Here is a 12931-nt window from a genome sequence, read left to right as displayed (position 1 = left end):
TCACCTGACGTCCGGCACGGGCTGGTACGGCTGCCCGGCGGCCTGTTCGTCGAGGTGCCCGTCGTGGATGCGGATCACCCGGTCGGCCAGGGCCATCATCACCGCGTCGTGCGTCGACACCAGGACGGTGACGCCCTCGGACTCCACTATGCCGCGCAGCAGGGCCATCACCGACAGGCCCGTCTCGGCGTCGAGTTGCCCGGTGGGCTCGTCGGCGAGCAGGAGGCGGGGCGAGGCGGCCAGTGCGCGGGCGATCGCCACCCGCTGCTGCTGACCGCCGGACAGCTCGGCCGGACGCTGTTCGGCGTGGTCGGCGAGGCCGACAAGCTCCAGCAACAACGCGACCCGCCGTTCGCGATCGGCCGGGGCGACGCGGGCCAGCCGCAGCGGGGCGGCGACGTTCTCCGCCGCCGACAGCACCGGGATCAACCCGAAGCTCTGGAAGACGTACGACAGCTTCTCGCGCCGCAGCCGGGACAGGCCGTCCTCGTCGAGCGCGGTGACGTCGGTGTCGTTGACGTGCACGGTGCCGGCGTCCGGGCGGTCCAGGCCGCCGATGACGTTGAGCAGTGTGGTCTTGCCCGAGCCGGACCGGCCGACGAGCGCCACCATGGAACCGGCGGCCACGTCGAACGACACACCGCGCAGGGCGTGTACGACGGTCGGCCCGGTCTGGAAGCGCCGGTGTACGCCGCGCACGCTCAGCAGCGGCTCGCTACTCATTCGCCGCCTCCCGAGTCGGGGCGGATCGTGATGTGGTCGGGTTCCAGGGCCAGCCGGACCCGTCGGGTCAACGCCAGCGCCTGACGGAACTCGCGGGGCACCTGGACCCGCCCGGCGCGGTCCATCACGGCGTACTCCTCGGCGATCGTGTGTTCGTCGCCCGCCGCGTCGGTGGTGGTGCGGCGCAGCACCTCGCTGCTGGTGCGCCCGTCCCGGATCGCGACGGTCCGCTCGACCTGGCCGCTGACCTCCGGGTCGTGGGTCACCACGACGACGGTCACGCCGTAGCGCCGGTTGACGTCCCGTAGCACGCCGAAGACCTCCGCGGACGTGGCGGCGTCCAGCTCGCCGGTCGGCTCGTCGGCGAGCAGGACCTGCGGCTGGTTGGCCAGCGCCACAGCTATCGCGACCCGCATCTGCTGCCCACCGGAGAGTTGGCCGGGACGCCGATCGGCGCAGTCGGCGACACCGAGGCTGTCCAGCAGGTCGGCCGCGCGTTCCCGGCGCTCCTCCTTCGCGGTGCGCGCCGCCGTCATCGGCAGGTCCACCATCTCCCGTGCCGTCAGGTAGGGGATCAGGTTGCTCGCGGTCTGCTGCCGTACGAACCCGACGGTGTGCCGCCGGTAGTCGACCCGGTCCGCGCGGGACATCGCCAGCAGGTTCCACCTGCCGACCCGGACCCGCCCGGCGGTGGGGGCGTCGATGCCGGCCAGGATGGACAGCAGCGTCGACTTGCCCGACCCGGAGGCACCGACGACGGCGACCAGCTCACCGCTCTCCACTGCCAGGTCCAGCCCCTGCAGTGCCTGCACCTCGATCGAACCGGTCTGGTAGATCCGCACCAGGTTCTCGCAGACGATGAGCGCGTCGCGGCCGAACTCGGGTGCCCGCGCGGATGGCTGTGGCAGGGACAGCGGTGTGCTGGGCATGCCCTTCTCCGTCCTCGTGCCGACGTCGAGCCACCGCATGCGTCAAGCGCCTCGATCGCCCGTGCTGACGCAGATTGAAGCAGCTTCGCAATCGGCGGCTTCGTTGACCATGCCCCTGGGCGGCTTTCCTGCATCCTGGGCGGAGGCCCGCGGTTCTGCCACGGGCAGATCTGCTGTCGGTGAAGCGGGGTGCCGCCCGCCGACCCGTGCCGGCAGGGTGGCCTGCATGAGACTGCTGGTGCTGGGCGGAACGGGCTTTGTCGGCGGCGCGACGGTCACCGAGGGCGTACGCCGTGGTTGGTCGGTGACCGTGTTCAACCGGGGGCTGCACGGGGTGGTGCCTCCTGGCGTACACCGGTTGCGGGGTGACCGGACCGCGCCGGACGGCCTGGCGGCGCTGGCGGGCGGTGGCTGGGACCTGGTGGTGGACACCTGGGACGGCGCGCCGCGTGCCGCCCTCGACGCCGCCCGTGCCCTCACCGATTCGGTGGGCCACTACGTGTACGTGTCGAGCGGTTCGGTCTACCGCGACCCGTCGGCGCACGGGCTCGACGAGGAATCCCCGGTGGTGGACGCCGACGCGGACTCTGTCGACGGCGACTATCCGCAGCTCAAGGCCGGTGCCGAACGTGCCGTGCGAGAGGTGTTCGGCGACCGGGCGCTGATCGCCCGGGCCGGTCTGATCCTGGGTCCGGGGGAGGACGTCGGTCGGCTGCCGTGGTGGCTGCGGCGCGTCGAACGCGGCGGTGACGTGCTCGCGCCCGGGCCGGCCGGCCTGTCGGTGCAGTACGTCGACGTCCGCGATCTGGCGGGGTGGATGCTCGACGCGGGCGCCCGGCGGCTCGGCGGCACTGTCAACGCGGTCGGTCGTCGCGCGCAGACCACGATGGGTGAGCTGCTCGACGCGTGCGTGACCGCCACCGGCGCTGATGCCCGGCTGCGCTGGACCGATCCGGCCCGGATCGTCGCCGCCGGTGTGCAGCCGTGGAGCGACCTGCCGATCTGGATGCCGACCGGCCACCCGTACCGGGGGCTGTTGGAGCAGGACGTGTCCCGCGCACACGCCGCCGGGTTGACCTGCCGGCCGGTGGCCGAGACCGTCGCCGACACCTGGCGGTGGCTGCGCGACGTCGGTGACGTTCCGCCGCGCGCCGGGCGACCGCATCGCAGCTCGATCGGGTTGGACCCGACCCGGGAGGCGGCGGTGCTCGCCGCCTGACCGCGTCGGTCGCCGTTCAGGCCGGCACCGCCGGCAGGTCGAGCACCTCGTCCACGTCGCGTCGGGGGGTCGGTCGGCCCGGCTGGCCGTACCCGATCCGCAGCACCATCTGTGGCGTGCCGAACCGCCCCAGCGACAGCCGCAGCTGCTCCCGCGCCGTCGGCACCTCGATCGGTTGGGAGAGCATCGACACGCTGAGCCCGGCGTCGGTGGCGACGAGCAGCAACCGTTGCAGGGCCTGGCCGGCGACCACCTGGTCCACCGCCGTGTTGCCGAACGAGCCGAGCACCCCGACGAGGGGCTCCGGTTCGAAGTCCCGCCCCGGGGCGCGGTCGCGCCCACCGAAGCCGCGCGTCGGCAGGACGTCCTGCGGCTCGCCCTGCGGACCTCCGGCCGAGGCGGGTACGCCGTCCGGCGCCGGCTCCCGACGCGACCACCGCTCGCTCTCCGCCCGGTACGCCGGGTCCCGCTCGAGCACCCGGTGCGCGCCGCGGGCGATCTCACCGATCGCGGAGACCGCGCTCACCCCGATCAGCAACTCCAACCAGCACTGCTCGGCACGAGCCGCCTCGCCGAGGCGCCACCGTACGTCGGCCGGCACCCGGTCCGGCCAGAACGGCAGCCGGTTGCTGAACCGGCGAGGGATGGCCGCGCACAGGCTCTGCTCGGCGGGGGAGGGGCGGCGCGGGGCGTCCGGCACCAGCCGGGCCAGCAGGTCCGGTTCGGCCGGGTCGGGGCGCAGGCGTACCCGCGCCGGGATTCCGGCCACGGCCAGCGCCAGCCGGAGGTTGAACAGCGCCGCTCCGCAGGCGAGCCGGACACCCCAGCCGCTCGGGTCGGTCGCCGGCAGCCGCCGGGTCGGGTCGGCGAGCACCTCGATGCCGCCGTCGCGCAGCCGCAGCCGCCACGGCTGGGTGTTGTGCAACGACGGTGCCCGGACCGCGTCCACGGCGGCGGCCCTTAGCTGGGCTTCGGTGTAGCCGACGTCCATGGCGGTGCTCCTCTCCCGGTGCGCCGACGGCTGACGGTGCCGCTGCGGCTGGCGTACCTCCACGGTGCGCCGTCGGGTCGGCCAGGGAGCAGGGCTGGACGTCCCGACCGCCCCCGAACGTCGGCTCGACCCGGTCGGGACCTTCGGCCCGTGCGGCGCGACGGGGTACGGGGTAGAAACGAATGATGATCCGCGTCTTCCTCCTCGACGACCACGAGGTCGTCCGCCGTGGCCTGGCCGACCTGCTTCAGAGCGGCGGCGACATCGAGGTGGTCGGCGAGTCCGGCTCCGCGCAGGAGGCGGCGCGCCTCATCCCGGCGTTACGGCCCGACGTGGCGATCCTCGACGCGCGGCTGCCCGACGGCAACGGCATCGACGTGTGCCGTGACGTCCGCGCCGTCGACTCGTCCATCAGGGGCCTGATCCTCACCTCGTACGAGGACGACGAGGCGCTGTTCGCCGCGATCATGGCAGGTGCCGCCGGATACGTGCTCAAGCAGATCCGGGGCACCGACCTGGTCGACGCGGTGCGACGGGTGGCGGCCGGGCAGTCGCTGCTCGACCCGGCGATCACCACCCGTGTGTTGGAGCGCATCCGCAACGGGGTCGAGCAGCCACGCGAGCTGAGGTCACTCACCGAGCAGGAGCGACGGACCCTGGAGTACGTGGCGGAAGGGCTCACCAACCGGGAGATCGCGGCCAAGATGTTCCTGGCCGAGAAGACGGTGAAGAACTACATGTCCAGCGTGCTGGCCAAACTGGGCCTGGAGCGCCGCACCCAGGCCGCCGTGCTGGCCACTCGCCTGCTCGGCAAGACCCCCTGACCCGGGCCGCTCAGTCGTTCAGCGGCACGGACCAGCTCACCTCGGCGCCGTGCGGTTCGACCGGGCGGACGGTGAAGGTGCCGCCGTGCCCCTCGGCGCGTTCACGCAGGTTGACCAACCCACCCCGGGCGGCGGCCGGGTCACAGCCCACCCCGTCGTCGGTGACCGTCACGCTCACCCGTCGGGCGTCGACGCGTACGGCGACGGCCACCCGGGTGGCCTGCGCGTGGCGGACCGTGTTGGACAACGCCTCGCGCAGCACAGCGGTGAGGTCCGGGCGGATGGCGTCCGGCACGGCGCTGTCCACCGGGCCGGTCACCTCCAGGTGCGGTGTGAAGCCCAACGACTCGGCGGCCAGCTCGATCGCCTCACGGATCTCGGTACGCAGCGGGGCGTTCATCGGCGTCCGCAGCTCGAAGATGGTCCGGCGGATGTCCCGGATGGTGGCGTCCAGATCGTCGACGGCCGTGTTGATCCGCTTGGCGGCCTCCGGGCGACCCGTCATCGGCGCGGCGCTCTGGAGTTGCAGGCCGGTGGCGAAGAGCCGCTGGATCACCACGTCGTGCAGGTCGCGGGCGATCCGTTCGCGGTCCTCCAGGACCACCAGCAGCTGCCGTTCCTCCTGACCGCGTGCCCGTTCCATGGCCAGCGCCGCCTGACCGGCGAAGCTGCCCAGCAGGGCCACGTCGTCGTCGCTGCTGACCGCGCCGCGATCGGTGCGGTGGGCCACGACCAGAACGCCGTGCAGCGTCTCGGCGGTCGCCAGCGGTGAGATCACCGCCGGCCCGGTGCGCAGCAGGGCCGGCCACGGCGCGGCGTGCGCCAGGTCGTCCACCCGGTCGTGGCGGCCCTCGGCGACCGCCGCGCCGAAACTGGTGTCGGCCACCGGCAGGACCGTGCCGACCAGTGCCTGGGCCTGCGCGTCGGCACCGTCGACCACCTCGACGGTGAACTGGGCGAGGTCGGCGTCGTGGAGCAGCACCAGCGCCAGTTCGGCCTCGGCGACCTCCCGGGCCCGGCGGGCGACAAGTGCCAACGCGTCGGTACGCCGTACCTCGCCGAGCAGCACCGAGGTGATCTCCGCGGTGGCGGCGAGCCACCGTTCCCGTCGGTGCGCCAGGGCGTAGAGGCGGGCGTTCTCGATGGCCACGCCGGCGGCGGCGGCGAGCGCGACGACCAGCTCCTCGTCGTCATCGGTGAACTGCGCGCCGCCCTGCTTCTCGGCCAGGTAGAGGTTGCCGAACACCTGGTCGCGGATGCGTACCGGCACGCCCAGGAAGCTGTGCATCGGTGGGTGGTTGGCGGGGAATCCGTAGGAGCGGGGGTGCTGGGTGATGTCCGGCATCCGCAGCGGTCGCGGCTCGTCGATGAGCAGACCGAGCACTCCCCGCCCGTGCGGCAGGTCACCGATCTTCGCGTGCTGCGCCGGGGTGATGCCGTGCACGATGAAGTCGTGCAGCAGCCGGTCCGGGCCGAGGATGCCCAGGGCGCCGTACCGGGCCCCCACCAGGTCGCAGGCGGACCCGACGATGCGTTGCAGGGTGGTGCGCAGATCGAGGTTGCTGCCGATGCCGACCACCGCGTCGAGGAGGGCCCGCAGCCGCTCCCGGCTGGTGACGACCTCACCGACCCGGTCCAGCATCTCCTGGAGCAGCTCGTCGAGGTGCACCCGGGACAGTGGGCTCAAGCCGAGCGACGGGGTCGCCGAGGGGTCCTGACGGGGCGCCGGCACGCTGCTGGTCATCGGGGGATGGTAGCGCCGGTGACCTCGTCGCCAGAGCCGGTCAGCGGACGGCGGAGGTGTCGACCACCTGCGCGGTGGTCAGCCGCGGCGTGTGCGGTGGACCCGCGTGTGCGGGGTCCGCGATGCCCAACCGGAGCACCAGGTACGGGAAGCCGATCCCGGAGAGCAGCTGACGCAGGGTCTGCCGGGTGCCCGGCACCTCCACCACGGCGCTGAGCGGCACCATCGACACGCCGAGGCGGGTGGCGGTCAGCCATCCGGCGGACAGGGCCTCGCCCGCGCGCAGCCAACTGTCCGGTACGTCCTCGTCGCCGTGCAGCATCGCGTACGCCGCGGCCTGGTCGTGGCCGGGGCCGATGGGCAGGCTGCCGGGGCGGCCGAAGTCGCGGCCCGGCACCGTGGTCTGCGCGGGCTGCTCGGGCAGTACCTCCGCCGTCAGCCCGGTGCCGGCGTCGGCCCGGTTCGTCCAGTACGCCAGTTCGGCGCGCAACTCCGGGTCTTCCGCCTCGACAGCGTGGGCCTGTCCGGCGGCGGAGGCCAGCTCCAGCACCTGGTCGCGGTCGAGGATCTGCAACCGGCAGCCCTCGCCGGTCACCGCGCGGGTGATCTGTTCGATCGCGGAGGTCGGCACCGGCTCGTCGCTGACCGGCCGCCGGTCGGTGTGCCGTACCCGCATGCACTGCACGAGGCGCATGGCGTCCGGGTCGGCCGGGACGCGGCTGAGATCGGTCAACCGGGCCAGCAGTTCGGTGTCGTCCGGGTCGGGCCGCCGTTGCACCGCGGCACGCCATCCCTGCGCGGCCAGCGCCACCCGGGCGTGGTGCAGGGCGGCGCCGCAGCTGACCGCGAGCAGCCGGCCCTCCGGGTCGGAGGCGGCGAGCTGCCGGTCGGCGACGGAGCGAAGTTCCAGCGCGTCGGGCAGCACCCGCCAGTGCCACGGCTGGGTGTTGTGCACCGAGGGGGCGTGGCCGGCGGTGGCGGCGGCCTCCGCCAGCGCGGTGGCCGGCTGGCTCTCCTGACTCATGGTCACGACCTTTCCGTCTCTGCTCATCGTGCCTGACGTCGTCGGTGCAGGCAGGGGGTTGCCGCCCGATTACGGGGCCCTGCGGGTGTGCCTCAGCGTTCGCGGACCACGGCGACCGGGCAGTGGGAGTGCTGGATCAGCTGCTGGCTCACCGAGCCGAGCAGCATTCCGGCCAACCCGCCCCGGCCCCGACTGCCGACCACCACCAGCCGCGCGTCGCGGCTCGCCTCGATCAGCATCGACGCCGGGCTGCCCCCGACGAGGTCGACGGTGATGTCCAGCTCGGGAAACGTCCGCCGCCACGGCTCCAGCTGTGCCTCGACCGACGCCCGCTCGTCGGGGACCCCGGCGGCTCCGCCGGGACCGGGTGTCCAGGCGTGCAGCACCCGCAGGGGAACCCGCCGTTGCGCGGCCCGTTCGGCCGCGAAACCGAGCGCCACCAGCGACGCGTCCGAGCCGTCCACACCGACCGCCACCGGGCCGTCCGGCCCGCCGGTCGTCCCGTCCCGGACCACCAAGACCGGGCAGTGCGCGTGCGCCGCGACCGACACCGCCGTCGACCCGGCCAGCAGACCACCGAAGCCACCATGCCCCCGGCTGCCGAGCACCAGCAGGCCCGCCTCCGCCGAGCGTTCCTGCAACACCAGGGCCGGCGGCCCGTCGTACACCTCGCCGGTGACAGTCAGGCCGGGGTTCGCGGTGGCGGCGTCGGCCGCCGCCGTGCGGACCAGGTCGTCGACCTGCCGGCGAGCGGTGTCGTCCGGCCAGACCCCGGGTGCCACGCCCGGACCGACCCAGCTGGCGACCGTCAACCACTCGAACACGTACGCCAGTCGCACCGGTCGGCCGCTGTGCCGAGCCTCCTCCAACGCCCAGTTGAGGGCCACCGACGCGTCGGTGGAGCCGTCGTAGCCGACCAGGATCTCCGCGTCGCGCACGTCGTCCTCCTTCAGGGGTTGGTCGGGTCGGTTTCGCGGACCCAGCGCCACTCGGCGACCTGGGGGTCGTCCTCGCCGTACTGACGGGTGTAGTCGCGGGCCGCCTGCCGGGCGTCGACCATCTGCTGGCGCAGGTGCGCGGCGCGGGCGGCCAGGCCGGGCACCCGGTCGATGACGTCGATGACCAGGTGGAAGCGGTCCAGGTCGTTGAGCATCACCATGTCGAACGGGGTGGTGGTGGTGCCCTCCTCCTTGTAGCCGCGCACGTGCAGGTTCTCGTGGTTGGTGCGGCGGTAGGTGAGTCGGTGGATCAGCCACGGGTATCCGTGGTACGCGAAGATGACCGTCCGGTCCGCGGTGAAGATGGTGTCGAACTCCTTGTCGGTCAGGCCGTGCGGGTGCTCGGTGTCCGGTTGGAGTCGCATCAGGTCCACCACGTTGACCAGTCGCACCTTCAGCTCCGGCAGGTGCTGACGCAGCAACCCGACGGCGGCCAGAGCCTCCAGGGTGGGCACGTCACCGCAGCAGGCGAGCACCACGTCCGGCTCGCTGCCGCCGTCGTTGCTGGCCCACTCCCAGATGCCGAGGCCGCGTCGGGTGTGCTGGATCGCCTCGGTCATCGTCAGCCAGTTCGGCGCGACCTGCTTGCCGGCGACGACCACGTTGATGTAGTGCCGGCTGCGCAGGCAGTGGTCCATCGTGGCGAGCAGGGTGTTGGCGTCCGGCGGCAGGTAGACCCGTACCACCTCGGCTTTCTTGTTGACCACGTGGTCGATGAAGCCCGGGTCCTGGTGGGAGAAACCGTTGTGGTCCTGACGCCACACGTGGCTGGACAGCAGGTAGTTCAGTGAGGCGAGCGGCTGCCGCCAGGGGATGGCCCGGGTCACCTTCAGCCACTTGGCGTGCTGGTTGAGCATCGAGTCGACGATGTGGATGAACGCCTCGTAGCTGGTGAACACGCCGTGCCGGCCGGTGAGGAGGTAGCCCTCCAACCAGCCCTGGCACAGGTGCTCGGAGAGCACCTCCATGACCCGGCCGTCGGGGGAGAGGTGGTCGTCGCCGGGCACCGTGGCGGCCACCCACGCACGGTCGGTCACCTCGAACGCGGCACCCAGCCGGTTGGAGGCGACCTCGTCCGGGCCGAACAGCCGGAACGTCTGCGGGTTGGCGCTGATGACGTCACGGATCCACGGCCCGAGCGCACCGGTGGCACCGGCCATCGGCTGACCCGGCTCGGGGACCTCCACCGCGTAGTCGCGGAAGTCCGGCAGGGTCAGGTCGCGCAGCACCACGCCGCCGTTGGTGACCGGGTTGGCGCTCATCCGCCGATCGCCGCGCGGCGGCAGTGTCCGCAGCTCGTCGACCGGCGCGCCGGTCGCGTCGAACAGCTCCTCCGGTCGGTAGCTGCGCAGCCACCGCTCGAGTTCGGCCAGGTGGGCGGGGTTGTCGCGGACGCCCGCCAGCGGCACCTGGTGGGCGTGGAAGGTGCCTTCGACACGGGCGCCGTCGACCTCGCGTGGGCCGGTCCAGCCCTTCGGCGTCCGCAGAACGATCATCGGCCAGCGGGGACGCTCGACGACGCCCTGCGAGCGGGCCCGCTGCTGGATCTCGGCGATCTCGTCCAGCGCGCGGTCCAACGTCGCGGCGAGGATGCGGTGCACCTGGGCGGGGTCGTCACCGGCCACCACGTACGGCTGGTAGCCCGACCCGCGCAGGAGGTCGAGCAGGTCAGCCTCGGGGATCCGGGCCAGCACGGTCGGGTTGGCGATCTTGTAACCGTTGAGGTGCAGGATGGGCAGTACCGCGCCGTCGCGCGCCGGGTTGAGGAACACGTTGGAGAGCCAACTTCCGGCCAGCGGCCCGGTCTCCGCCTCACCGTCGCCGATCACGCAGGCCACTACCAGGTCCGGGTGGTCGAACGCCGCGCCGTAGGCGTGGCTCAACGCGTACCCCAACTCGCCGCCCTCGTGGATCGAACCCGGCACGTCCGCCGCGACGTGGCTGGGGATGCCGCCCGGGAAGGAGAACTGGCGGAACAGCCGGGACATCCCGGCCTCGTCGCGTGCCACGTCGTGGTACCGCTCCGACCAGGTGCCCTCCAACCAGGTGTTGGCGACGATCGCCGGGCCGCCGTGGCCGGGGCCGGTGACCAGCATGGCGTTCAGGTCGCGCGCCACGATCACCCGGTTGAGGTGGGCGTAGATCAGGTTGAGGCCGGGGCTGGTGCCCCAGTGCCCGAGCAGCCGGGGCTTGATGTCGTCGGCGGTCAGCGGCTCGCGCAGCAGCGGGTTGTCGAGCAGGTAGATCTGCCCGACGGTCAGGTAGTTCGCCGCTCGCCAGTAGGCGTCCAGCCGGCGCAGTTCCTCGTCGGTCAGAACGCGGTGCGTGTCGAGAGCGGTATCCATGATGCTGCCTCTCGCGGTAGGGAGCTTCCGGGCTTCAGCCTCGCCGCTGCGGACGCCCGGGGTCAGGGCCGTTGGTCCCGCTTCGGGTGGGCGTCGGGCCCGGTGAGCGGCTTGTCGGCCAGGCCGCGGACGACGACGACCGGTGCCGGTGAGTGGTAGAGCAGGGACTGGGCGACAGCGCCCAACATGGCTCGGCCCGGTTCGTCGCCCCGGGCGGCGACGAGCGCCACCTGCGCCGACCGGGAGGCGTCGATCAGGACGTCGGCGGGGTCACCTCGCACGACACGGCACTCGACGGGCACGGAACCGTGGCTGCCGACGTGCTGGGTCAGCGCCTCGTTGAGCTGTTCGGCCACCGCGTCGGTGTCCTCGTCGTACTCGACCGCGCGCAGCGCCAACAGTCGGCCGTCCCGGCGAGCCGCGCACTGCAGTGCCCATCGCAGCGCGAGGTGCGAGCTGGGGGAGCCGTCCACCCCGACCAGCACCGGGCCCTGTGGCGGTGGCTCGCGGCGCACCACGAGAAGGGGGCAGCCGGCCCGGGCGGCCAACTGCACGGCGGGGGTCTCGGCCGGCACGCACTGACCGCTGCCGGCCATCCCGCTGTCGCCGACGGCCAGCAGGAAGGCCGTCTCCGAGCGGCGGATCAGGGTGGGCAGCATGGCGCTCTCGACGATCTCGCTGCGGACGGTGAGTTCCGGCTCGGTCTGGTGCGCGAGCTGAGCCGCCATGGTGATCAGCTTTTCGGCCTCGTCGCGGGGTGCGGCGACGGTGTCCGCGGCGAAGGCCGCCTGCCAGTCGAAGGTGTGCAGCAGGTGCAGTGCCCGCCGATGCCCGGCGGCCTCCTGCGCGGCCTGTTCGACCACCGGGAGGTCGAGGGTCGACCCGAGGCCGACCAGCACCGCCGCGTCGGCGGGTACGGCCATCGATATCACCTCCCGGGCGTCGCGCCCGGCACGACCGCGCTGTCCCTCACCGAGGGTAGTCGGATGGTCGCGGCTGTGGGTCGATTGCGGGTTTGTGGGTTCTCCGCGACGTGCGCCTGTCGGCGCTCGGGGATGCCAGCGCCAGGCGCCTGCGACGCCGTTCGTGGCCAGGGCCGCCCGAGTGCTACGGGATCAGTTCAGCCATGCAGAGCGCCTCGTCCAGCCGGCCGGCGGCCAGGTCGTCGTGACGGATCACGAAACTCCCGACGCTCCGGTAATAGAGATCATTGGCTACCGGAAAACGGGCGAGCGACACCCACTCGGTCGTCAGCCGGTGGGTCTCCTGTTCCACTTGGGAATACCATTTCGCGACCGGGATGACGATCTCGCCGGTCTTCTCGCGCCACGCGAGGGTCTGCTCCGCGAAACTCTTGATCACCTCCTGGTCGGCGTACCCGCCGAGGTGGGCGCTGGCGTACCCGTCGTCAGGCGGCCAGAGATCGTCGGCCAGGGCGCGGAGTTCGTCACGGTGCGGCAGGTCACGCTCAAGGTCGCGAGCCAACTCTTGCTGGAAGGGCGACAGGTCGTTGTCGTCCTCGTCGTCGTCTTCGTCCGCCCCGAACCAGCCGGGGAGTTCCGCGCGCAGCGTCGCGCCGACGGCGTACTGCTCCTCGGTGAACGGCTGGTCGGTGGATCCTGCCGCCACCGTGGTCTCGGTGCCGGCGGGGACATGCACGACGCGCCCGTACCTCCGCTCCCCGGTCGCAGCGGCCTGCTCGTGGTCGAGGAAGAACAGCAGCGAGCCGTCTGCCGGCAGGCCGAGGCCGTCGACTCTTGGCAGCGCCGCGCAGTCGACCGAGAAGATGAACGGCAGCGGCCCGACCCCGTCGGACGGCCAGTCCGTGCCCACCGGCAGGCGGGGCAATCCACCGAACTGCCCGGCCGGAACACCGCTGGATTCTGCGCTCAACCGGATCGACAGCCGGAGGTGCTGGATGAACCGGCTTACCTCGTCGTCCGGGATGTCCGATGCGAGCGCCGCTCGACGAAGCCGTTCCCCATGATCCATAGCGGAACATGGTGCCACGGCAGTTGATTCGCGTGCCAGGGGCTGCTCGCGGCCGAGTCGGGGCGAAACCCGAAGCCCGTGCCCGGCGAGGCCTGTTCGACGACCGGGAGGTCGAGGGTGGTGGCGGGTGGGATCGGTTGCC

General features: G+C 72.5%; 11 protein-coding genes. 2 read left to right on the top strand and 9 right to left on the bottom strand.

The window, feature by feature from the left end:
• Together O3438_RS13885 and O3438_RS13880 are read right to left on the bottom strand one after the other, a co-directional pair.
• Window positions 1–723, bottom strand: coding sequence for an ABC transporter ATP-binding protein (locus O3438_RS13885; protein WP_269680372.1), 723 nt, complete (start codon window positions 721–723; stop codon window positions 1–3).
• Window positions 720–1652, bottom strand: coding sequence for an ABC transporter ATP-binding protein (locus O3438_RS13880; RefSeq protein ID WP_269680371.1), 933 nt, complete (start codon window positions 1650–1652; stop codon window positions 720–722). Before O3438_RS13880 ends, O3438_RS13885 begins: the two co-directional genes overlap by 4 nt.
• A 226-nt stretch (window positions 1653–1878) precedes the next feature.
• On the opposite strand from O3438_RS13880, the gene O3438_RS13875 reads away from it, so the two are divergent.
• A complete protein-coding gene (locus O3438_RS13875; protein WP_269680370.1) occupies window positions 1879–2871 on the top strand; it encodes an NAD-dependent epimerase/dehydratase family protein in 993 nt (330 codons plus the stop codon).
• A 16-nt stretch (window positions 2872–2887) separates the two neighbouring features.
• Here the strand turns inward: O3438_RS13875 and O3438_RS13870 are convergent, their stop codons facing one another.
• Entirely contained in the window at window positions 2888–3862 is a 975-nt protein-coding gene (locus tag O3438_RS13870) for an Acg family FMN-binding oxidoreductase (protein ID WP_269680369.1), read from the bottom strand.
• Window positions 3863–4047: 185 nt separating this feature from the next.
• Here O3438_RS13870 and O3438_RS13865 point away from each other — a divergent pair, with 185 nt between their 5' ends.
• Window positions 4048–4686, top strand: coding sequence for a response regulator (locus tag O3438_RS13865; RefSeq protein ID WP_269680368.1), 639 nt, complete (start codon window positions 4048–4050; stop codon window positions 4684–4686).
• Between the two features lie 10 nt (window positions 4687–4696).
• On the opposite strand, the gene O3438_RS13860 is transcribed toward O3438_RS13865, so the two are convergent.
• From O3438_RS13860 to O3438_RS13835, 6 genes are all read right to left on the bottom strand, one after another.
• The gene (locus O3438_RS13860) at window positions 4697–6430 is read right to left on the bottom strand and encodes a sensor histidine kinase (RefSeq protein ID WP_269680367.1); all 1734 of its coding nucleotides are present in this window, start codon (window positions 6428–6430) and stop codon (window positions 4697–4699) included.
• Window positions 6431–6470: 40 nt separating this feature from the next.
• On the bottom strand, window positions 6471–7454 hold the full coding sequence (locus O3438_RS13855) for an Acg family FMN-binding oxidoreductase (RefSeq protein ID WP_442929598.1): 984 nt from the start codon (window positions 7452–7454) through the stop codon (window positions 6471–6473).
• Between the two features lie 92 nt (window positions 7455–7546).
• Window positions 7547–8392, bottom strand: coding sequence for a universal stress protein (locus O3438_RS13850; RefSeq protein ID WP_269680365.1), 846 nt, complete (start codon window positions 8390–8392; stop codon window positions 7547–7549).
• Window positions 8393–8403: 11 nt separating this feature from the next.
• Window positions 8404–10797: a phosphoketolase family protein gene (locus tag O3438_RS13845; RefSeq protein WP_269680364.1), complete on the bottom strand. Its 2394-nt coding sequence runs from the start codon at window positions 10795–10797 to the stop codon at window positions 8404–8406.
• 62 nt (window positions 10798–10859) lie between these two features.
• Window positions 10860–11720, bottom strand: a complete 861-nt coding sequence (locus O3438_RS13840; RefSeq protein WP_269680363.1) for a universal stress protein — start codon at window positions 11718–11720, stop codon at window positions 10860–10862.
• 184 nt (window positions 11721–11904) lie between these two features.
• A complete protein-coding gene (locus O3438_RS13835; protein ID WP_269680362.1) occupies window positions 11905–12789 on the bottom strand; it encodes a DUF1963 domain-containing protein in 885 nt (294 codons plus the stop codon).
• Window positions 12790–12931 lie beyond the last annotated feature (142 nt).

The organism is Micromonospora sp. WMMC250, from assembly GCF_027460215.1.
In the GTDB taxonomy this organism is placed as follows: domain Bacteria; phylum Actinomycetota; class Actinomycetes; order Mycobacteriales; family Micromonosporaceae; genus Micromonospora; species Micromonospora taraxaci.
This window is presented reverse-complemented; position numbering and strand designations above follow the sequence as displayed.

Coding starts and splice junctions, on each gene's coding strand:
- O3438_RS13855 (WP_442929598.1), bottom strand. CDS start 7,454: ATGAGTCAGGAGAGCCAGCCGGCCACCGCGCTGGCGGAGGCCGCCGCC.
- O3438_RS13870 (WP_269680369.1), bottom strand. CDS start 3,862: ATGGACGTCGGCTACACCGAAGCCCAGCTAAGGGCCGCCGCCGTGGAC.
- O3438_RS13865 (WP_269680368.1), top strand. CDS start 4,048: ATGATCCGCGTCTTCCTCCTCGACGACCACGAGGTCGTCCGCCGTGGC.
- O3438_RS13845 (WP_269680364.1), bottom strand. CDS start 10,797: ATGGATACCGCTCTCGACACGCACCGCGTTCTGACCGACGAGGAACTG.
- O3438_RS13885 (WP_269680372.1), bottom strand. CDS start 723: ATGAGTAGCGAGCCGCTGCTGAGCGTGCGCGGCGTACACCGGCGCTTC.
- O3438_RS13835 (WP_269680362.1), bottom strand. CDS start 12,789: ATGGATCATGGGGAACGGCTTCGTCGAGCGGCGCTCGCATCGGACATC.
- O3438_RS13880 (WP_269680371.1), bottom strand. CDS start 1,652: ATGCCCAGCACACCGCTGTCCCTGCCACAGCCATCCGCGCGGGCACCC.
- O3438_RS13860 (WP_269680367.1), bottom strand. CDS start 6,430: ATGACCAGCAGCGTGCCGGCGCCCCGTCAGGACCCCTCGGCGACCCCG.
- O3438_RS13840 (WP_269680363.1), bottom strand. CDS start 11,720: ATGGCCGTACCCGCCGACGCGGCGGTGCTGGTCGGCCTCGGGTCGACC.
- O3438_RS13875 (WP_269680370.1), top strand. CDS start 1,879: ATGAGACTGCTGGTGCTGGGCGGAACGGGCTTTGTCGGCGGCGCGACG.